Origin of the sequence: Pelagibacterium xiamenense, assembly GCF_021166475.1 — a bacterium.
In the GTDB taxonomy this organism is placed as follows: Bacteria; Pseudomonadota; Alphaproteobacteria; order Rhizobiales; family Devosiaceae; genus Pelagibacterium; species Pelagibacterium xiamenense.
The window spans coordinates 701,190-720,534 of the sequence record NZ_JAJOYS010000001.1 but is presented as its reverse complement, the minus strand read 5'-3'; the positions used below and the strand labels follow the sequence as shown (position 1 = coordinate 720,534).

The 19,345-nt window shown below is 64.2% G+C and carries 17 protein-coding genes; 6 read left to right on the top strand and 11 right to left on the bottom strand.

All coding sequences use genetic code 11. The features are described from left to right. The first annotated feature begins 40 nt into the window (after nt 1–40). On the top strand, nt 41–2,503 hold the full coding sequence (hrpB, locus tag LSG43_RS03565) for an ATP-dependent helicase HrpB (protein WP_231801336.1): 2,463 nt from the start codon (nt 41–43) through the stop codon (nt 2,501–2,503). Here the strand turns inward: hrpB and pcaQ are convergent, their stop codons facing one another. Then, nucleotides 2,504–3,430: a pca operon transcription factor PcaQ gene (gene pcaQ / locus LSG43_RS03560; RefSeq protein ID WP_231801334.1), complete on the bottom strand. Its 927-nt coding sequence runs from the start codon at nt 3,428–3,430 to the stop codon at nt 2,504–2,506. A gap of 101 nt (nt 3,431–3,531) precedes the next feature. On the opposite strand from pcaQ, the gene LSG43_RS03555 reads away from it, so the two are divergent. The 3 genes from LSG43_RS03555 to pcaF are packed head-to-tail and all read left to right on the top strand — an operon-like array spanning nt 3,532 to nt 6,360. Next, nucleotides 3,532–4,383 (top strand): CoA transferase subunit A, encoded by an 852-nt coding sequence (locus tag LSG43_RS03555; protein ID WP_231801333.1) that lies wholly within the window; start codon nt 3,532–3,534, stop codon nt 4,381–4,383. Beyond that, on the top strand, nt 4,380–5,156 hold the full coding sequence (locus tag LSG43_RS03550; RefSeq protein WP_231801332.1) for a CoA-transferase subunit beta: 777 nt from the start codon (nt 4,380–4,382) through the stop codon (nt 5,154–5,156). Before LSG43_RS03555 ends, LSG43_RS03550 begins: the two co-directional genes overlap by 4 nt. A 1-nt stretch (nt 5,157) precedes the next feature. Further along, nucleotides 5,158–6,360: a 3-oxoadipyl-CoA thiolase gene (gene pcaF / locus LSG43_RS03545; RefSeq protein ID WP_231801331.1), complete on the top strand. Its 1,203-nt coding sequence runs from the start codon at nt 5,158–5,160 to the stop codon at nt 6,358–6,360. Between the two features lie 103 nt (nt 6,361–6,463). Here the strand turns inward: pcaF and LSG43_RS03540 are convergent, their stop codons facing one another. The 7 genes from LSG43_RS03540 to LSG43_RS03510 all read right to left on the bottom strand — a co-directional run bounded on the left by LSG43_RS03540 (nt 6,464) and on the right by LSG43_RS03510 (nt 13,907). Continuing rightward, nucleotides 6,464–7,240, bottom strand: a complete 777-nt coding sequence (locus LSG43_RS03540; protein WP_231801330.1) for an L-fucose dehydrogenase — start codon at nt 7,238–7,240, stop codon at nt 6,464–6,466. Between the two features lie 40 nt (nt 7,241–7,280). Then, entirely contained in the window at nt 7,281–8,564 is a 1,284-nt protein-coding gene (locus LSG43_RS03535; protein ID WP_231801329.1) for an L-fuconate dehydratase, read from the bottom strand. A gap of 84 nt (nt 8,565–8,648) precedes the next feature. Continuing rightward, nucleotides 8,649–9,596 carry an ABC transporter substrate-binding protein gene (locus tag LSG43_RS03530; protein ID WP_231801328.1) on the bottom strand — a complete coding sequence of 316 codons (948 nt, stop codon included), beginning with the start codon at nt 9,594–9,596 and terminating at the stop codon, nt 8,649–8,651. A gap of 111 nt (nt 9,597–9,707) precedes the next feature. Beyond that, nucleotides 9,708–10,715 (bottom strand): ABC transporter permease, encoded by a 1,008-nt coding sequence (locus LSG43_RS03525; protein WP_231801327.1) that lies wholly within the window; start codon nt 10,713–10,715, stop codon nt 9,708–9,710. Further along, a complete protein-coding gene (locus tag LSG43_RS03520) occupies nt 10,712–12,289 on the bottom strand; it encodes a sugar ABC transporter ATP-binding protein (RefSeq protein ID WP_231801326.1) in 1,578 nt (525 codons plus the stop codon). The genes LSG43_RS03525 and LSG43_RS03520 overlap by 4 nt, the downstream gene beginning before the upstream one ends. Continuing rightward, entirely contained in the window at nt 12,286–13,161 is an 876-nt protein-coding gene (locus LSG43_RS03515; RefSeq protein ID WP_231801325.1) for an amidohydrolase family protein, read from the bottom strand. Before LSG43_RS03515 ends, LSG43_RS03520 begins: the two co-directional genes overlap by 4 nt. Further along, nucleotides 13,158–13,907, bottom strand: a complete 750-nt coding sequence (locus LSG43_RS03510) for an SDR family oxidoreductase (RefSeq protein WP_231801323.1) — start codon at nt 13,905–13,907, stop codon at nt 13,158–13,160. The genes LSG43_RS03515 and LSG43_RS03510 overlap by 4 nt, the downstream gene beginning before the upstream one ends. Before the next feature lie 90 nt (nt 13,908–13,997). On the opposite strand from LSG43_RS03510, the gene LSG43_RS03505 reads away from it, so the two are divergent. Both LSG43_RS03505 and LSG43_RS03500 read left to right on the top strand, forming a co-directional pair. Beyond that, nucleotides 13,998–14,783: an IclR family transcriptional regulator gene (locus LSG43_RS03505; protein ID WP_231801322.1), complete on the top strand. Its 786-nt coding sequence runs from the start codon at nt 13,998–14,000 to the stop codon at nt 14,781–14,783. 55 nt (nt 14,784–14,838) lie between these two features. After that, entirely contained in the window at nt 14,839–15,654 is an 816-nt protein-coding gene (locus tag LSG43_RS03500; RefSeq protein WP_231801320.1) for an aldo/keto reductase, read from the top strand. 3 nt (nt 15,655–15,657) lie between these two features. On the opposite strand, the gene LSG43_RS03495 is transcribed toward LSG43_RS03500, so the two are convergent. The 3 genes from LSG43_RS03495 to araD1 are packed head-to-tail and all read right to left on the bottom strand — an operon-like array spanning nt 15,658 to nt 19,333. Continuing rightward, on the bottom strand, nt 15,658–16,581 hold the full coding sequence (locus LSG43_RS03495) for a Gfo/Idh/MocA family protein (RefSeq protein WP_231801316.1): 924 nt from the start codon (nt 16,579–16,581) through the stop codon (nt 15,658–15,660). Further along, nucleotides 16,581–18,323, bottom strand: coding sequence for an L-arabinonate dehydratase (gene araD, locus LSG43_RS03490; protein WP_231801315.1), 1,743 nt, complete (start codon nt 18,321–18,323; stop codon nt 16,581–16,583). The genes LSG43_RS03495 and araD overlap by 1 nt, the downstream gene beginning before the upstream one ends. Before the next feature lie 11 nt (nt 18,324–18,334). Next, nucleotides 18,335–19,333 (bottom strand): AraD1 family protein, encoded by a 999-nt coding sequence (araD1, locus tag LSG43_RS03485; RefSeq protein ID WP_231801313.1) that lies wholly within the window; start codon nt 19,331–19,333, stop codon nt 18,335–18,337. Nucleotides 19,334–19,345: the final 12 nt, after the last annotated feature.

Sequence of the window (19,345 nt, the reverse complement as noted above, 5' to 3'; positions counted from 1 at the left end):
GTGGCTTGCGCTGGCCGCGCAAACCGGCGAGAGAACGGGCATGACTGCTTTCGATACGACCCTGCCGATCGATGCCGTCCTTGCGCCGCTTGGAGAAGCGCTCGAGGCGGGCACGCGTGCCGTGCTCGTTGCTCCGCCGGGTGCGGGCAAGACCACGCGCGTGCCACTTGCGTTGCTCGATGCGCCCTGGCGGAAAGGCGGCAAGATCGTCGTACTCGAACCGCGGCGGCTCGCCGCCAGGGCCGCCGCGCGCCGCATGGCCCATACGCTCGGGGAACCCGTCGGTGAGACTGTCGGTTATCGCGTGCGGCTCGACACCAAGGTGAGTGCGAAAACTGCGATCGAGGTCGTCACCGAAGGCGTGTTCACGCGCATGATCCTCGATGACCCCGAACTCACCGGCATAACGGCCGTTCTTTTCGACGAATTTCACGAACGCAGTCTCGACGCCGATCTCGGCCTTGCCCTTGCGCTCGACGCGACGGCCCTGCGTGAGGATCTGCGTTTGCTCGTCATGTCCGCGACCATCGACGGTGCCCGCGTCGCGGAGCTTCTCGGGGATGTGCCGGTCATCGAAAGCGAGGGCCGCGCCCAGGCGGTCGAAACGATCCACATCCCGGCCCCGCCCGAGGCGCGTCTCGATGACAGTGTCACCGCCGCGGTTGCGCGCGCGTTGCGCGAGGAAAGCGGTTCGATCCTCGTCTTCCTGCCCGGCCAGGCCGAAATCCGCCGCATCGCCGATCGCCTCGCGGCAATTGTGCCGCCGGATACCGATATCGCCCCCCTTTACGGACAATTGAGCGGTGCCGAGCAGGACCGGGCGATCCAGCCGGCGCCCAGGGGCCGGCGCAAGATCGTGCTCGCCACCACCATCGCGCAGACCTCGCTCACGATCGAAGGCGTGCGCATCGTCATTGATTCAGGGCTCGCCCGCGTGCCGGTTTATGAGCCCGATACCGGGCTCACCCGACTCGAAACGCGCCGCGTTTCCCGTGCCGCCGCCGATCAGCGCCGGGGCCGCGCCGGGCGCACCGAGCCGGGCATCTGCTACCGCCTCTGGCACGAAGGCCAGACCGCGAGCCTGCAGCCCTTCGACATGCCCGAGATCACGCAGGCGGATCTTTCCAACCTCGTTCTCGATCTTGCCGGCTGGGGCGTCACCGATCCAGGTGCCCTCGCATTCCTCGACCCGCTGCCCGGCCCGGCATGGACCGAAGCGGTCGCGCTCCTCAAGGCGCTCGATGCACTCGATGCGACCGGACGGATCACGCCGCATGGCGCGCTTCTTGAAAGGCTGCCGCTCCATCCGCGCCTCGGACACATGATCGCCAGCGCCGCCGGCGAAGGCGAGGCGGGCGAAGCCGCGCTGGTCGCCGCGATCCTTGCCGAGCCCGGCCTCGGCGGCCACTCCACCAATCTTGCGCACCGGTACGAAGACCTGCGCCAAGAGCGCTCGCGCCGCGCGAACGATGCACGCGCGCTTGCTGTGCGCTGGGCCCAACTCGCTGGCGGCGACGCGCGTACTGGTCCCTCTGCCGACATAGGACGACATCTCGCCCGCGCCTATCCGGACCGCGTGGCGCAGGCGGCGGGAGAGCCGGGGCGCTTCCGGCTCGCCAACGGGCGCGGCGCGCGCCTCGACCCTTCCGATCCGCTGGCAAGAGCGCCTTACCTCGTTGTCGCCGATCTCAGCGGCGCGGCCGCCAGCGCAACAATCCGCTGCGCCGCCGCGATCGAGCGGAGCGATATCGAAGCAGTTTTCGCCGACCGCATCGACACGGCAATCGCCCTCGCCTTCGATCGGCCGGCCAGGGCGGTTCGCGCGCGCAAGGTCACGCGCCTGGGTGCCTTGAAACTCGACGATGCCCCATCCGCGATTCCCGATCTGGACGCCGCCGCACCGCTTCTTGCACAAGGCATCGCAAGCACCGGCATCGGCGCGCTTCCCTGGAACCGGGATCAGAAGGCGCTGCGGAGCCGCGCGACATTTCTGCATGACGCCGTCGGCGATCCATGGCCGGACCTCTCGGACAAGGCTCTGGCACAGGACGGAGCGCCCTGGCTGGTCCCGCACATCTCCGGCCTCACGCGCCTGTCCGAGATCACGGCCGAGCACCTCTCCGCAGCGCTTTACGACCTGCTCCCCTGGGAACTGCGCAACCGGATCGACGCCATGCTTCCGAGCCATTTCGACGCGCCCTCGGGCAGCCGTTTGCCTATCGATTACGAAGCCGAGAACGGTCCGGTACTCGCGATCCGTGTCCAGGAACTTTTCGGGCTCGACCGTCACCCCGCGGTTGCGGACGGCAAGGTCAAGCTGCTGCTTTCACTCCTCTCTCCGGCCCACCGCCCGATCCAGACCACGCGCGATCTTCCCGGCTTCTGGCGCGGAAGTTGGGCGGACGTCGCCAAGGACCTCAAGGGGCGGTATCCCAAGCACTATTGGCCCGACGACCCGCTTTCGGCGCAGGCAACCAACCGCGCCAAGCCGCGGACGGGATAGCTACCCCCGCGCGCTCACCTCCGCGCGCACCGCATCGATCATGGCGAGCGCCGGCACCGCCAGTTCCGCCCCTGCTCGCGTCGTGATGCCCACAGGCCCGTGCGAAGCCGCCATATCCACGTCGAGTGCGGTGAGGTCACCGCGCTGCAGGTCCGCAGCCACCACCGAGCGCGAGATGAACCATACCGCATCGCTCATCAGTACATAGGCTCGCCCGAAGCTATTGGAGACCGTCTCGATGTCCTGGGCGGGGCGCCCGACCGAGTTGGCAACAAGCAGCTCGTCCACGGTCGGCCGGATGATCGCGCCCGGCGGCGGCATCAACACCGCAAAGCGCTCGATCGCCCCCAGGCTCAGCGCCTCCCTTCCGGCAAGCGGATGCTCCGGGCGCACGGCAAGCACGAGGTCCTCGGAATAAAGGTGTTCGAACGTCAGTCCCGTCATGACATCGGTATGCGGCATGCGCCCCACGAAGAAATCGATGGCGCCCGTGCGCAGCAGGTTCAGCAAATGCGGGCTGGGCCCGCTTTCCACCTGCACCCGGCAGGCGAGCGGTCCGCGCGAGAACCGCAGAACGGCGCGCGGCACGACTTCGAGTTCCACCGTCGGCAATGCACCGAGCCGGACGACCGCAGCCTCCGTCTGCGCGTTGGCGACGCTTTCGATCCCCTCTCGCAGCGCGGCCACTGACGTCGTCGCATAGCGCAGAAACATCTCCCCGAAGCCCGTCAGCGCAAGCTTGCGCCGCGATCGGTCGAAGAGGGCGACGCCGAGGATGTTCTCAAGTTCGGCCACGGCCTTGGAAACCGCAGGTTGGCTCAGGCCCAGCGCTTCGCCAGCGCCCACGACACCGCCCTGCCGATTGATCTCGAGAAAGCACGCGACGTGCCGCAGCTTGACGCGGGGATCGATGAGACTGGCGACCATATATTCCTCCTGAATATATATTAGCGCACAGATATCATTTTACGCGCGCGCTGTCTTGGTATTGAGTGCAATTCGGTTATCTATCAGCAACAGGACGGATGATGAGCAAGGTCATTCCGCTCGCCCAAGCGGTGCGGGACAATCTCAATGACGGGGATACCGTCGCATTTGAGGGGTTCACCCACCTCATTCCTCACGCGGCTGCGCATGAGGCGATCCGGCAGGGCAAGAAGGACCTCACCCTGATCCGCATGACGCCGGATATCGTTTACGACCAGATGATCGGCATGGGGCTCGCCAAAAAGGTGATCTTTTCCTACGCCGGCAACCCGGGCGTCGGCCTCCTGCGCCGCATGCGCGACGCCATCGAAAACGGCTATCCGCGCGAAATCGAAACCGTCGAGCACTCCCACGCCGCCATGGCCAACGCCTACGAGGCGGGCGCGGCGGGTATGCCGAGCGCGTTCTTCCGCGGCTACAAGGGGGCCGATCTGCCCAAGGTCAATCCGGAGATCAGGTTCGTCACGTGCCCGTTCTCGGGCGAGGAGCTTGCCGCCGTCCCGGCCCACCGGCCCGATGTGACCTTCATCCACGCCCAGAAAGCCAACAAGAAGGGCGATGTTCTGATCGAGGGCATCGTCGGTGTCCAGAAGGAAGCGGCGCTTGCAGCCAAACGCGTCGTTGTGACGGTCGAAGAGATCGTCGAGGATTTCGAGGGCCTGCATCCCAACCTTACAATCCTGCCCAACTGGACGATTACAGCCATCTCGATTGTCAAAGGCGGCGCGCATCCTTCCTACACACACGGCTATTATGATCGCGACAATGCGGCGTATCTTGAATGGGACAAGGTCTCCGCGGACCGTGAGCTGTTCACCCAATGGATGCGAACCAACGTGCTCGAAGCAACACCGGACATCTTCGCCGAACGGATCAAGGGGCTCCAGGCATGACCGATTTCACCCCCAACGAAATGATGACCATCGCCGCTTCGCGCGCGCTCACTTCAAAGGACGTGTGCTTTGTCGGCATCGGTGCGCCATCGGCGGCGTGCAACGTTGCGCGGCTCACGCACGCGCCGGACATCACTTTGATCTACGAGTCGGGCACGATCGGCACGGCCCCCGACGTTTTGCCGCTTTCGATCGGCGATGGCGAGTTGTGCGAAACCGCCGTCACCACAGTCGCGGTGCCCGAAATGTTCCGCTACTGGCTCCAGGGTGGGCGGATCACCGTCGGCTTCCTGGGTGCGGCGCAGATCGACCGGTTCGGCAATATCAACACCACCGTCATCGGCGATTACCATAACCCCAAGGTCCGCCTGCCGGGCGGCGGCGGTGCACCGGAGATCGCGACCTCCTGCGGGGAGATCTATATCACTCTCAAGCAGGCCAAGCGGTCGATGGTCGAGAAGATCGACTTTTTCACCTCCTTCGGTCATGGCGAGGGCGGCGACCACCGCGAGCGCCTCGGGATCAAGACCAAGGGCCCGACAAAGCTCATCACCGATCTGGCGCTCTGGGAGCCCGATCCGGTGACCAAGGAGTTCACCGTGGTCTCGCTTCATCCCGGCGTCACTCGCGACATGGTGCAGGAAACCTGCGGCTGGACCGTCAAATTCGCCGACGACCTCAAGGAAACGCCTGCCCCCACGGCGGACGAACTCAAGACGCTCCGCGACCTCAACGAGCGCACCCAGCGCGCCCACCACGGAAAGGCGGCATAAGATGGCCGAGGCCTATATCTGCGCCTATGTGCGCACCCCCATCGGACGGTTCGGCGGCGCCCTTTCCTCCGTGCGGCCCGACGATATGGGCGCACTGGTCATCAAAACCCTGATGGAGCGGCACGCCTCCGTCGATTGGGAAGCGGTCGACGACGTCATCTTCGGCAATGCCAACCAGGCGGGCGAAGACAACCGCAACGTCGCACGGATGTCGCTCCTGCTCGCCGGTATGCCAGAAACCGTGACGGGCACAACCATCAACCGGCTGTGCGGGTCCGGCCTCGACGCCGTTCTCACCGCCGCCCGCGCGATCAAGTCCGGCGAGGCCGACCTTCTCATAGCCGGCGGCACGGAATCCATGAGCCGCGCGCCGTTCGTCATGCCAAAGGCCGAGACGGCCTTCTCGCGCAACGCGGAAATCTACGACACCACCATCGGCTGGCGCTTCGTCAATCCCGCGATGAAGCAGAAATACGGCGTCGATTCCATGCCCGAGACCGGCGAAAACGTTGCCGAAGACTACAAGATAAGCCGCCAGGATCAGGATGCATTTGCGCTGAGGAGCCAGCACAACGCCGCAACCGCGCAGGCGAACGGCCGGCTGACCAAAGAGATCGTCCCCGTCACCATCCCGCAGCGCAGGGGCGACCCCATCGTCGTCGATAAAGACGAGCACCCGCGCGAAACCAGTCTCGAAAAGCTCGCCAAGCTGCCGACTCCCTTCCGCGAGGGCGGCTCGGTCACCGCCGGAAACGCCTCGGGAGTCAATGATGGCGCCGCTGCGCTCATTGTCGCCTCGGAAGCCGCTATCAAAAAGCACGGCCTCACCCCGCTCGCCCGCATTCTGGGCGGCGCGACCGCCGGCGTGCCGCCGCGGATCATGGGCATGGGGCCGCTCCCGGCGACACAAAAGCTCTGCGCGCGGCTGGGCATCCGTGCCGACAGCTTCGACCTGATCGAACTCAACGAGGCCTTCGCCAGCCAGTCCATCGCCGTATTGCGCGGCCTCGGCATCCCCGAAGACGCTGCACACGTCAATCCCAATGGGGGCGCTATCGCGCTCGGGCATCCGCTGGGGATGAGCGGCGCGCGGATTGCGGGCACCGCTGCGCTCGAACTGTCCCTCACAGGCAAAAAGACCGCTCTTGCCACCATGTGCATCGGTGTCGGACAGGGCATCGCCGCCGCCCTCGAAGCCGCATAGATCGCCGGGAACATTTCCCGCCCGAGCAGCGTTCGATAAACGTCTAACCCCTTGATGTTCCCTGACTGCCCCGACCTTGTGCCAAAGGCCGGGGCTTTTCTTTTCAGTCCAGCGCGCGGTCGAGGTGGGTATATCCGCCGTCGACGAACAGCCATTGCCCGGTGGTGTGACTTGCGCGCTCGGAGAGGAGGAACACCACCGTGTCGGCGATCTCCCGATCCTCGGTCATGCGCTGGCCGAGCGGGATGCGCCGGGTGATCTCGGCGAGTTTTTCTTCCGCGTTCTCGAAGGTCGCAATCCATTTTTCGTAAAGCGGCGTCATCACCTCTGCGGGGATCACGGCATTGACCCTGATCCCATCCTTGCGCAGCGACGTCGCCCATTCCCGCGTCAGCGAAAGCTGAGCGCCCTTGGCGGCAGTATAGGCGCTCGTGCCGCCCTGGCCGGTCACGGCGGTCTTGGACGAGATGTTGACGATCGCGCCCTTGGTTTCCCGTAGCGCCGGCACGCATAGATGCGCCATCGTATAATAGTGGATGAGGTTTTTTTCGAGCGAGGCGCGGAACGCCGCCGGCCCCGCCTCGAGCCCGATGCCATCGTTGACGCCGGCATTGTTGACCAGCCCGTCGATCCGGCCGAAGGCTTCAAGGATCCGATCGACCGCCCGGACGCACTGTTCGTCGTCCGCCAGGTCTGCCTGGACGAAAAGCGCGTCCGGCGCCAGCGCCTTCAGTTCCGTCTCGAACTCCGGCTTGAGCGGCGACCGCCCGACAATCGCCGGAACCGCTCCCTCGCGTGCGAGCCCAAGCGAAATCGCCCCGCCGATGCCCGCCCCGCCGCCGGTGACGATGACAACCTTGCCTTTGAGATTGAGGTCCATTGGGCTCTCCTTCCATCGCACCCGGTCGCCGGGGAGCGGCCTATATGCCTTGGCCCCTGAACCGGTATTCCTCGCGCGAGGCTGGCTTGATCTCGATGGAGAAGCCCGGTTTCTCGGGCGGCATATAGGCCGCGTTCCTGACCACGCACGGGTCTTCGAAATGCTCGTGCAGATGGTCCACATATTCGACCACGCGACCCTCATGGGTCCCCGCGATCGAGACGTAATCGATCATGGAAAGGTGCTGGACGTATTCACACAGCCCCACGCCGCCCGCGTGCGGGCAAACAGGCAGACCGTATTTGGCCGCCATCAGCATCACCGCCAGGATTTCATTGACGCCGCCCAGCCGGCAACTGTCGATCTGCACCACGTCGATGGCGCCGCGCATGATGAACTGCTTGAACATGATGCGGTTCTGGCACATCTCGCCAGTGGCGACCTTGACCTCGCCTATCCCCTCGCGGATTTTCCGGTGTCCCTCGACGTCATCGGGGCTCGTGGGCTCCTCGATGAACCAGGGCTTGGCGAAGGCGAGCTTGTTGACCCAGTCGATGGCTTCATCGACCTCCCAGACCTGATTGGCATCGATCATGAGATTGCGGTCCGGCCCGATCACTTCGCGGGCGATCGTCAGCCGCCGGATATCGTCCTCGAGGTCGCGCCCGACCTTCATCTTCACATGGTTGAAGCCCTCGTCGACCGCCTCTTGGCAGAGGCGGCGCAGCTTGTCGTCGGGATAGCCGAGCCAGCCAGCGGAGGTGGTATAGCAGGGGTAGCCGTTGGCCTCGAGATCCGCGATCCGCCCGGCCTTGCCCGCCTCTTGTGCCCGGAGCATCTCAAGCGCCTCTTGGGGCGTGATGCAGTCTGTGATGTAGCGGAAGTCGATGCAGCGCACCAACTCCTCGGGGCTCATATCCGCAATGAGGCGCCAGAGCGGTTTGCCCTCGATCTTGGCGTAAAGATCCCAAACCGCGTTGACCACGGCGCCGGTCGCCAGGTGAATGGCGCCCTTATCCGGCCCGATCCAGCGCAGTTGGCTGTCCGAGGTCACGTGGCGCCAGAACTTGCCCATGTCGGCAGTGACGTCGGCCATGTCGAGCCCGACGACGAGATGGCGCATCGCTTCTATCGCCGCACAACAGATCTCGTTGCCCCGCCCAATTGTGAACGTGAGCCCGTGCCCCTCGAGCGAACCGTCGGTCTTGAGGATCACATAGGCCGCCGAATAGTCCGGGTCGGGGTTCATGGCATCCGAGCCATCGAGATGCTGGGAGGTCGGGAAGCGCAGGTCGATGACCTGGATGTCGGTGATGATCGTCATGTCGGGGCTATTCTCGCCAGTGCTCGGATGAAACATCGTAAGGCCAGAGGCGGCGTGCCGCCCCTGGCGCGTTTGGAGAAACGATTACTCGTAAAGGACGGCCTGGATCTCCGGGTCGTCGATATTGGACGCATCGTACCAGTAGAACCCGGTATCGATGGTTTCGGGCACCTCTTCGCCGTTGATCGCGGCGACTGCTGCCGCGACGGTTTCGTACCCGATGCCGATGGGGTTCTGTGTAATGGCGCCGGCCATCGTGCCCGAACGGATAGCCCCGATCTGGGCCGCCCCGGAATCGAAGCCGATCACGACGATGTCGTCTCTGCCGAGTTCCGTCACGCCGTTGACCACACCGATCGCAGACCCTTCATTGGCGCCGAAAACGCCCTTGAGGTCCGGGTTTGCCAAAAGGATCGACTTGGTGATTTCGGTCGATTGCAGGTGGTCGCCGCCGCCATACTGAATTGAGACGATTTCGATGTCGGGATAACTCGCCTCGATCTGGTTGACGAAGCCGTCGCGGCGCTCGATGCCGGTGCGCGAGGTCTGGTCGTGCACCACCAGCGCGATCTGGCCTTCCCCGCCGATCAGTTCGGCCATATGGTCGGCCGCCAGCGCGGCGGCGGCCATGTTGTTGGTCGCTGCGGTCGCCACCGGAATGTCGCTTTCGACACCCGAGTCGAAGGCAACCACCGGAATGCCGGCCTCCTGCGCCTGCTGGAGCAGCGGCGTTGCGGCCTGGCTGTCGAGAGCGGCGAACCCGATGGCGTCCGGCTCACGGGCGAGCGCGGCGGCCAGCATGTCGATCTGCCGGTCGACCTGGGATTCGTTGTCCGGTCCCTCGAAGGTCACATTGACCCCCAGTTCCTCGGCGGCCTGCTCGGCGCCCTGGTTGACGGCCTGCCAGAACTGATGCTGGAAGCCCTTGGAAATCAGCGCGATATCGAGCGTGTCCTGGGCAGACGCCGCGGGCGCCATCCCCAGTATCGCCATGGCACTGGCCGCGGCCAGCAATGTACGTCGATTGAACATGTTCTCCTCCGATGGAATGTATGGTTGTCCAATTGTGGTTATCCGGAGCGGCTTCTTCCGCCCTTCTCTGTCTTGGCGCCGGGCGCAGCCGGCGCGGGGTCACATCGCCTCCTAGCCCGCAGCCGCAGCGCGCTGGCGCCGCAGCATGTCGGCATAGACTGCGAGAATGATGATCGAACCGGTCACGACGGTCTGCCATTCCTGAGCGACCGAAAGTATGCGCAGCCCGTTGGCGAGCACGGCCATGATGAGCGCGCCGATCACCGTGCCAAGTATCGTTCCCTGCCCGCCGCGCAGCGAGGTTCCGCCGATCACGACGGCGGCGATCGCGTCGAGTTCGTAGCCGAGGCCCAGCGCGGGTTGAGCGGAATTCAGCCGCGATCCTATGAGGATACCCGCAACGCCAACGATCGATCCGCCGAGCGCGTAGATCGCGATCTTCCAGCGGTCGGCGTTCACACCCGAAAGCCGCAGCGCTTCCTCGTTCGAGCCCAGGGCGAAGGCATAGCGGCCAAGAATGGTGCGCCCGAGGATGTAGGAGGCGATACCGGCCACAGCGAACAGGATCACGACCCCATTGGGCAGCGGCACGGCGGGGACGATCATCCCCACGATCGAACCTGTCGCGATATCGGTAAATCCGGGCGTGTCGTTGAAGTAGATCGGGCGCGTGCCCGAGATGACCAGCGAGAGACCCTTGAGGATCAGCATCATGCCGAGCGTTGCGATGAACGGCGGCACCTTGAGTTTGGCGACGAACGTGCCCGAAAGCAGGCCCGAGCACGTGCCTGCCAGGATTGCCGCAGCGATGCCGACCGGCATGGGCATGCCGAGATATGTCAGAACCACGCCCGCGATCACCGCGCAGAACGTCATGCCGGTTCCGACCGAAAGATCGATGCCGCCGGTGATGATGATCAGCGTCGCAGCGACCGCAAGAACGCCGTTCACCGACGCGGCCTGCAGGATGGCGATGATATTGGGTGTCTGCATGAAATTGGGCGACGCGAGCGAGAACCCGGCGACCAATGCGATCAGCCCGGCAAAGGCGAGCAACTTTTGTGCACCCTGAGTGCGCAGAAGGTTACCCGGTCCCGGTTTCGACGAAATCGCGCTCATGCCTTCTCTCCCATTTTGGCATCCTCCGAAAGCTCTCCGGCGGGCGCCCTGTTCTCGTTCCGCTGTGTGGCGAGCCGCATAATCTCCTCCTGCGGTGCTCCACCGGGCAAAAATCCTGTCAGCCGGCCCTCACACATCACCGCGATACGGTGCGAGAGCCGAAGGATTTCAGGCAGCTCGGAGGAGATGACGATAATCGCCCGGCCCTGCGCCGCGAGTTGGCTCAGGAGCCTGTAGATTTCGCTTTTCGCCCCCACATCGATGCCGCGCGTGGGTTCGTCGAAGATCAGCACGTCGCAGTCGCGCAAGAGCCATTTGGCGACAACGACCTTCTGCTGATTGCCGCCCGAAAGAAGCCGCGCCTCCTGGCGCTCGGACGGCGTTTTGATCGAAAGCTGGTCGATATATCTGCGTGCAATCGCGCGGATTTCGGGGTCCTTGAGCACGCCCCCGGCACCGGCAAACCGTTCAAGGCTCGCCATCACCACGTTGGTCGCAACGTCCATGCCGGTCGCGAGCCCGAAATGTTTGCGGTCTTCCGAAAGATATCCAATGCCCGCGCGCACCGCGTCCTGCGGCTGTTTGATCGTGATCTTCCGGCCGTGAACGAAAATCTCGCCCGACGCGAGCGGATCGGCGCCGAAGATGACCCGCGCAACTTCCGTCCGCCCGGCGCCCATGAGCCCCGCAAAGCCGAGAATTTCACCCTTTTTTACCGAGAAGCTCACATCCTGCACTTCGCGCCCGCGATTGAGGTTCCTGACCTCCAGAACGGTCTCTGCATCAGCGAGGTCGGGGATCGCCGGCGGTTCGTCGGAAATTTCGCGGCCAACCATCATCGAGATGATCTTTTCCACCGGCGTATCGGCGGCGGGGACGGTGCCTACATATTCGCCGTCTCGCATCACGGTCACCCGGTCGGCGATGCGCTTGAGCTCATCCATCTTGTGAGAGATGTAGATAATCCCGACGCCTTCCGCCTTGAGCTTGCGGATGATGCGGAAAAGCTCGTTGATCTCCGCGTCGTTGAGCGCCGCGGTCGGCTCGTCCATGATCAGTACGCGGCTCTTGTGGGAAAGTGCCTTGGCGATCTCGATCATCTGCTGCTTGGCGATCGTGAGCTGCGAGACCGGCGTGCGCGGATCGAGTTTCAGATGGATCTGCTCAAAGAGCGCCGCCGCTTCGGCGTTGAGCTTCTTCTCGTCGATCAGGAGCCCGCCGGCAGTACGCGGCTCGCGCCCGATGAAAATGTTCTGCGCGGCGTTGAGATCGCGCATCAGCGACAGTTCCTGATGAATGATGCCGATGCCCATTTCCTGCGCCTGGCGCGGCGAAGCGATCTCCACGGGCCTGCCGTCATGTTCGATGGTTCCCGCGTCGGCGGCATAGATGCCCGAAAGCACCTTCATGAGCGTCGATTTGCCCGCCCCGTTTTCGCCCATAAGCGCGTGAACTTCGCCTGATCGCACCTCGAAGTTCACCGATTTGAGCGCATGGACGCCGGGGAACGACTTGTCGATCCCTTTCATCGAAATCAGCGGTGCCGCCTGGACGGTTTCCATCGCCGCGCTCATCGGGTCGGCTCCAATCCATAAAAACGCGTGGCCGTTCCCGAAAGAATGTCAGCGCGCTCCGCGTCCGAAAGGGGCGAAATCAACGCGTCGGTCACCTTGGCCCAGAAACCGTAATCGGCAGCGAGATTGACAACAGGCCAGTCCGATCCCCACGCGATCCGGTTCGCACCGAACCAGCCAAGGAGCTGATCAAGAACCGGCGCCAGAAAACGCGCCGTGGCCGCAGGCGTTGTCACATTCTCTGGTGGCATTTCGTTGAGCAGGCCGGAAAGCTTGCAGCAAACCCGCGGCAACGCGGCCAACTCCGCCATTGCGCGCGCCCATTGCGCGCGCTCGGGCGCGTCGTCGGGAAGCGAAAGATCGGGCTTGGCCGCGTGATCGATGACGACCGGCAGGTCGGGATTTGCCCGCGCGAAAGCGAGTACCGCATCGATCTGGGCCGGCTTGGCGAGCGCATCGAAGCGCAGGCCCAGTTCGGTCAGTTTTGCCACCGCCTCGCGCCCCGGACGCGTCACGATCCAGTCGGGCTCGGCAATATCCTGAAGCATCGGCCGCACGCCCTTGAAAAGGGGGTCGGCCGCAAGCCGTTCAAGATCGCTCGCGGCGTCAGGTGACGACAGGTCCACCCATCCGACAACGCCCGTCGCCCTTACGTCAGCCGTGGCGCAATCCAGCAGGAACTCCGTTTCCGCCACCGTCGGCGCAGCCTGCACCAGCACGCGCTGCGCGACGCCGAGCCCCACAGACGCCGCATCGTGATCTGCGGCGCCGAAATCGCGGTAGATCGGCTCAAGGTCCGGCGTCAACCAGTCATAATCTTCCCGGGCGAGTGTCCAGTAATGGCAATGCGCGTCGATGCGACCGCCGGTCATATCGTCACCCCGCCATCGACCAGCAGCGCCTGCCCCGAAACGAACTGCGATTCATCCGAGAGCAGATAGACCGCCATCGGCGTGATGTCGTCGACCGTCGCCAACCGCCCCATGGGTTGCCGGGCGATGAAGGCCTGCTCGGCGGCGACAGGGTCAGGGAATGCCGCGATCCTGTCGCGCAGCGACGGCGTGTCGACCGTGCCGGGGCACAGCGCGTTGCAGCGCAGCCCCTTGGTCACGTAGTCCGCCGCCATCGCTTTCGTGAACCCGATCACCGCTGCCTTGGTCGTGCCGTAGACCAGCCGGTTGGGAAATCCCTTGGTGGAGGACGCCATCGAGGACATGTTGAGGATCGAGGCCGTCCCGACGGCCTCGGCCCGGCGCAGGAGGCCCGGCAGGAAGGCTTTGACTGTCCGGTACATGGCCTTGATGTTGAGGTCGAAGCTGAAATCCCACTCGGGCTCGGTCACCGCTTCGATCGTGCCGTTATGAACGAAGCCCGCGCAGTTGAAGATCCCGTCGAGATCGGGAAGCTCGGCGGCCAGCGCGTTGACCGCCGCGGTATCGAGCACATCGAGCGGGTGGCTCTCGATCTTCGTGTGCTCTTCGCTCAGCTCGCGCAGGCCGCCCGCGTTGATGTCGGTCGCAAACACACGTGCGCCTTCCTTGGCAAACGCGATGGCGCTTGCGCGGCCAATGCCCTGCGCAGCCGCAGAAACGAATATGGATTTTCCCGCCAGTCGCATCGCGGTGATTGCCTCCCTTCAATCGCCGTTGCGTTTCTTATATGAACATACTATTCATAAATGAACACGCACCGCAAGAGGAAAACCGCGATGGGAGAGGCGGAGACGGTCAAAAGCGCGCGCGGGGGCAGCGAGGAGCGCTACCGCGCCCCGGCGCTCGACAAGGGGCTCGACATTCTCGAACTGCTGTCTACCCAGTCGGGCGGAATGACGCGGGGGGAAATCGTCAAGGCGATGGACCGCAGTCCCTCGGAAATCTACCGCATGCTCGAGCGGCTGGTGGCACGCGAATATGTGTCGCGCTCACCCGAAGGCGACCGGTACTCGCTTTCGCTCAAGCTATTCGTGCTTGCCCACCGGCACCCGCCGGTCCGCCGTCTCGTCACGCGCGCGCTGCCGCTGATGGACGCGTTTTCCCGCGATTCCCGGCAGTCCCTGCATCTCGTTGTCGAGGACCGGGGCCATGCGCTCGTCGTGGGACAGGCGCACTGCCCGGCCAATTGGGAGTTCGGCGTGCGCGTGGGCGCCGAGATCGACCTGCTGCATACCGGATCGGGGCTGACGCTTCTCGCCTATCAGGACGAGCACGCGCGCGAAGCCCTCGAGGTGCGGTGGGAAGGTTCGGAGCGCATCGCCGAACTTGCGGCCCTTGAGGATACGTTATCGGCGATCCGCATGACCGGCTACCGCATCGGCGAGAGCCAGCAAATCCGCGGGGTCAACGATATCACCGTTCCCGTTCTCTCCCCCGAGGGCTACGGCATCGCCGTGCTCACCTGCCCTTATCTCGAGCGGCTCGACCAGGACGATCACGCCACCATTGAGGAAACGCTGGAACTCCTCATGAGGGTCGCCGAGACGCTCTCGCTGAGGTAGAACCATCGGGCGCCCCGCGCGTTGGCCCATGGCAAACCAAACGGGAGGACCTGCGATGCCTGCGCTCGACACCACAATTCCCCGCCTCGGGTTCGGCACCAATGTCCGCAAGGGCTCGGACGGTATCCGCGCCATCGTTCATGCGCTCGAAACCGGATACCGGCACATCGACACCGCTCAGGACTATCAGACCGAGGGCGAGGTCGGCGCCGCGGTCGCGCAATCGGGTCTGCCGCGCTCGGAGGTGTTCGTCACGACCAAGATCGCACCGCGCAATTTCGGCCCGGGCGCCCTCATCCCTTCGCTCGAAAAGAGCCTTGAGACGACAAAGCTCGAGCAGTTCGACCTGGTCCTCATCCACTGGCCCTCACCGCATGGCGAAGTGCCGCTAGAGGTCTATCTCACGCAGCTCGCCGAGGCGCAGGACAAGGGGCTCACCCGGCTCATGGGCGTTTCGAACTTCACCATCGCGCTTCTCGAAGAGTCCGCGAAAATCCTCGGCGCGGGCCGGATCGCGACCAATCAGATCGAGCTCAACCCGGTGATGCAGAACAAGACACTCGCGGACTACTGCATGAATGCCGGTGTTCTGGTCACCTGCTATCGCCCCATCGCCCGCGGCGCGCTTTCGAGCGAGAACATCCTCGCCGATATCGCCGAAGCCCACAGCGCCACAACCGAACAGGTCAGCCTCGCCTTTGAACTCGCCAAGGGCTATTGCGCCATCCCGACCTCGGGCAATCCCCAGCACATCAGGTCCAATTACGCCGCGGTCAACCTCAAGCTCTCGGATGCGGACATCGCCCGCATCGAGACGATGGACCGCAACCACCGCACCGTCGATCCGGAATGGGCGCCAGAATGGGATTGACGCCTATTCGTGGAATGCCGCGACCGTCTCGCGGCGCCCAAGCATCATCGCATCGGCGACCTGCCGGAGCGGGGTGACGTCGACGTCGCTTTCGCCCAGCGCCAGAAGCTGCGCGAAATGTGCGTAAATCCCGGGATATTCCCGATCCTCACCGTCAACCACGCTCTCGCCGTCAACCGCCATCTTCGCGCCGCCCTCGGACAGCGCCAGCGTGCCCTTGTCGGTCTCCACGGTGATGTCCCAGCTCTGGGGCCCTTCCTGACGCCAGTCGAAATCGCCCTTCACCGCAATCCCGCCTGCGGTGACGAAATCCACCTGCGCCGCAATCGGCGTCTGGCAATTGGCGGGAAATTCGAGATTGGCGCGGGTCACATGGATCGGCTCGGGCAGGATTGCCGTCAGGATCGAGAGCCCGTTGATGCCGGGATCGAAGACCCCGAGCCCGCCGGCTTCCCAGATCCATTTCTGCCCCGGATGCCAGTGTTTGACGTCCTCGCGCCAGACGATTTCTACCGCGGTCAGCGTCTTGTCCCTGAGCCATTCGCGCGCCGGCGCCACGGCCGGCGCATAGCGCGAATGCCATGTCGCGAACAGCACGACGCCCTTCTCGCGCGCCATCGCCTCGAGCGCCGCGACCTCGGAAAGCGTCGCGCCCGGTGGCTTTTCCAGGAGCACGTGCTTGCCTGCGGCAATGGCCTTTTGCGCATACTCGAACCGCACCTGCGGCGGAGTGCACAGCGCGACGACACCGATATCGGGCCGGTTCTCGAACAGCTCTTCGAGCGTCGCGAAATTGTCGACACCCTCGGCGCGCGCGTTCCGGCTCACGGCCGCGGCGAGCTCGAAATCCGGGTTCTCCGCGATAGACGGCACGTGCTGGTCGCGTGCGATCTTGCCGAAGCCGGCGATAGCGATCTTGTGGGCCATCAGTGCGAATCCTTGGGCACGGCCTTGCCGCGCTTGCCTTTGAGGAAGTCGAAGTCGGCGCCCGTATGGGCCTGCTGCACGTGATCGAGGAAGAGCCTCGCATAACCGGATTCCGGCTGGTCGGGCAGCGGCTTCCATTCGGTGAGCCGGCGCGCGATTTCTTCGTCAGAGACGTCGAGATGCAGCCGCCGGTTCTCCACGTCCACCTCGATCATGTCGCCCGTCCGCACCACCGCCAGCGGGCCACCCACCGCGGCCTCGGGGGAGGTGTGCAGGATCACCGTGCCATAGGCGGTGCCCGACATGCGCGCATCGGAAATGCGGATCATATCCTTGATCCCCTTGCGCAATACCTTGGGCGGAAGGCCCATATTGCCGACCTCGGCCATGCCCGGATACCCCTTGGGCCCGCAGTTCTTCATGACCATGATGCAGTTCTCGTCGATGTCGAGATCCTCGTCGTTGATCCGCGCCTTGTAGTCGTCGATATCCTCGAAAACCACGGCACGGCCCCGGTGCTGCATCAGATGCGGGCTTGCTGCCGAGGGCTTCAGAACGGCGCCGTTCGGCGCGAGGTTGCCCTTCAGAACCGCGATGCCGCCATGGGCGGTCAGCGCCTTGTCGACCGGGCGGATCACCTCTTCGTTCCAGTTTTTGACCTCGGAAACCTCCTCGGCCATCGTCTTGCCCGAAACCGTCAGTGCATCGCCATGGAGCTTGCCGCCGTCGAGCAGCGACTTGAGCACCACCGGCAGGCCGCCCGCATAGAAGAACTCCTCCATCAGGAACCGGCCCGAAGGCATCAGATCAACAATGGTGGCAACGTCACGGCCAAGCGCATCCCAGTCGTCGAGCGTAAGATCGATGCCCACGCGGCCGGCAAGTGCGAGAAGGTGAATCACCGCGTTGGTCGAGCCGCCGATGGCGCCGTTTGTGCGGATTGCATTTTCGAACGCCTGACGCGTCAGGATATCGGATGGTTTCAGATCGTCCTTCACCATATCGACGATGCGCCGCCCCGTGAGCTGCGCCATCACCCGGCGCCTGCTGTCGACGGCGGGGATAGCCGCGTTGCCCGACAGCGCCATGCCGAGCGCTTCGGCCATCGATGCCATGGTCGAGGCCGTTCCCATGGTGTTGCACGACCCCGGCGAGCGCGACATCGCCTGCTCGGCTTCGAGGAAATCCTCGCGGGTCATCTCGCCGGCCTTGATCGCCTCGCTCATCTGCCAGAGCGCCGTGCCCGACCCGACGCGTTCGCCCCGGAACCAGCCGTTGAGCATCGGTCCGCCGGTCACGACGATGGCCGGAATATCGACGCTCGACGCGCCCATCAGCAGCGCCGGGGTGGTTTTGTCGCAGCCCACCATCAGCACGACGCCGTCGACCGGATTGGCGCGCAGCGCCTCCTCGACATCCATCGCGGCGAGGTTGCGGTACATCATCGCCGATGGCCGCAGGGAGCTTTCCCCCGTTGAAAAAACGGGGAACTCCACAGGCAGCCCGCCGGCTTCATAGACGCCGTTCTTCACGCGCTGGGCGAGATCACGCAGATGCGCGTTGCACGGGGTCAGTTCCGACCAGGTGTTGCAGATGCCGATCACCGGGCGACCATCGAAAAGGTCGGCTGGAAGCCCCTGGTTCTTCATCCAGGAGCGGTGATAGATGTTGTCGCGGGTGTCGCCGCCATACCATTCCTGGGAGCGCAGCTTGCGCGGCCAGGGGGCTTTCTGAAACGTCATAGTGTAATTCCCTAGAGCGTGGCCACGGTGACGAGCGTATCGGGATCGGTCGCTTCGTCCACCGCGATGGGGTTCTTGAGCGCGAGCCCGAAATCGGGCGCGGAAATCTCAAAAATATCGCCGGCACGCGTGGAAATGCCGTCGGCGAAGGAAAGCGTCGCTGTGCCGAACATATGTACATGCACATCGCCCGGCACGCGGAAGATGTCGTATTTGAAGTGATGGTGCTCGAGATTGTCGATGGTGTGGGACATGTTGTCCTCACCGGAAAGGAACGGCTTTTCCCAAAGCGTTTCTCCCTCACGCGAAATCTTCGATATCCCCCGGATATCGCGCGGCAGGTCGCCGACAAGGATTTCCGGACCGATCGACGCGTGGCGCAATTTCGAGTGCGCGAGGAAGAGATAATTCTGCCGCTCGGTCACGTGGTCGGAAAATTCGTTGGCGAGCGCAAACCCGATCCGGGTCGGCGTTCCATCCGGGGCAATCACATATATCCCGGCGATTTCCGGTTCTTCGCCCGCATCGAGCGCAAAACACGGCGAAGGGATCGCCTTGCCGGGCGCGACGAGCGCGTGGCCATTGCCCTTATAGAACCATTCGGGCTGCACGCCGCATTTGCCATTCGCCGACTTGCCCTTTTCGACGCCCATCCTGAACATCTTCATGGACTCGGTCAGTTCCGTCTCGGGCTTGTCGGCGGCGTGCATCTTGTCGCGAGTCTGGGCCGAACCCAGGTGCGTGAGGCCGGTGCCCGTCAGATGCAAATGCGCCGGATCGGGGTGCGTGATGGGGGAAAGCATCCGCCCCTCGGCATAGGCTGCGCCAAGATCGACCTCATCGCCCAGCCCCAGCGCGGCAATCCGCGCGCCAAGCGTCTGGCCGTTGGCGATCGCATCGCTTGCAAGCGCGAGAACGCTCTGCGCACCGTTGACGACCCGCGCAGTATCGCCTTCGCGCGCGACAACACGCACCTGCCCGTCAGCTCCGAGCACTTGAGAAATCAGCACCGCAACACCTCA

What these genes read in the sequence shown, in the direction of transcription:
- hrpB (WP_231801336.1), top strand. Translation starts at nt 41, where the DNA reads ATGACTGCTTTCGATACGACCCTGCCGATCGATGCCGTCCTTGCGCCG.
- pcaQ (WP_231801334.1), bottom strand. Translation starts at nt 3,430, where the DNA reads ATGGTCGCCAGTCTCATCGATCCCCGCGTCAAGCTGCGGCACGTCGCG.
- LSG43_RS03555 (WP_231801333.1), top strand. Translation starts at nt 3,532, where the DNA reads ATGAGCAAGGTCATTCCGCTCGCCCAAGCGGTGCGGGACAATCTCAAT.
- LSG43_RS03550 (WP_231801332.1), top strand. Translation starts at nt 4,380, where the DNA reads ATGACCGATTTCACCCCCAACGAAATGATGACCATCGCCGCTTCGCGC.
- pcaF (WP_231801331.1), top strand. Translation starts at nt 5,158, where the DNA reads ATGGCCGAGGCCTATATCTGCGCCTATGTGCGCACCCCCATCGGACGG.
- LSG43_RS03540 (WP_231801330.1), bottom strand. Translation starts at nt 7,240, where the DNA reads ATGGACCTCAATCTCAAAGGCAAGGTTGTCATCGTCACCGGCGGCGGG.
- LSG43_RS03535 (WP_231801329.1), bottom strand. Translation starts at nt 8,564, where the DNA reads ATGACGATCATCACCGACATCCAGGTCATCGACCTGCGCTTCCCGACC.
- LSG43_RS03530 (WP_231801328.1), bottom strand. Translation starts at nt 9,596, where the DNA reads ATGTTCAATCGACGTACATTGCTGGCCGCGGCCAGTGCCATGGCGATA.
- LSG43_RS03525 (WP_231801327.1), bottom strand. Translation starts at nt 10,715, where the DNA reads ATGAGCGCGATTTCGTCGAAACCGGGACCGGGTAACCTTCTGCGCACT.
- LSG43_RS03520 (WP_231801326.1), bottom strand. Translation starts at nt 12,289, where the DNA reads ATGAGCGCGGCGATGGAAACCGTCCAGGCGGCACCGCTGATTTCGATG.
- LSG43_RS03515 (WP_231801325.1), bottom strand. Translation starts at nt 13,161, where the DNA reads ATGACCGGCGGTCGCATCGACGCGCATTGCCATTACTGGACACTCGCC.
- LSG43_RS03510 (WP_231801323.1), bottom strand. Translation starts at nt 13,907, where the DNA reads ATGCGACTGGCGGGAAAATCCATATTCGTTTCTGCGGCTGCGCAGGGC.
- LSG43_RS03505 (WP_231801322.1), top strand. Translation starts at nt 13,998, where the DNA reads ATGGGAGAGGCGGAGACGGTCAAAAGCGCGCGCGGGGGCAGCGAGGAG.
- LSG43_RS03500 (WP_231801320.1), top strand. Translation starts at nt 14,839, where the DNA reads ATGCCTGCGCTCGACACCACAATTCCCCGCCTCGGGTTCGGCACCAAT.
- LSG43_RS03495 (WP_231801316.1), bottom strand. Translation starts at nt 16,581, where the DNA reads ATGGCCCACAAGATCGCTATCGCCGGCTTCGGCAAGATCGCACGCGAC.
- araD (WP_231801315.1), bottom strand. Translation starts at nt 18,323, where the DNA reads ATGACGTTTCAGAAAGCCCCCTGGCCGCGCAAGCTGCGCTCCCAGGAA.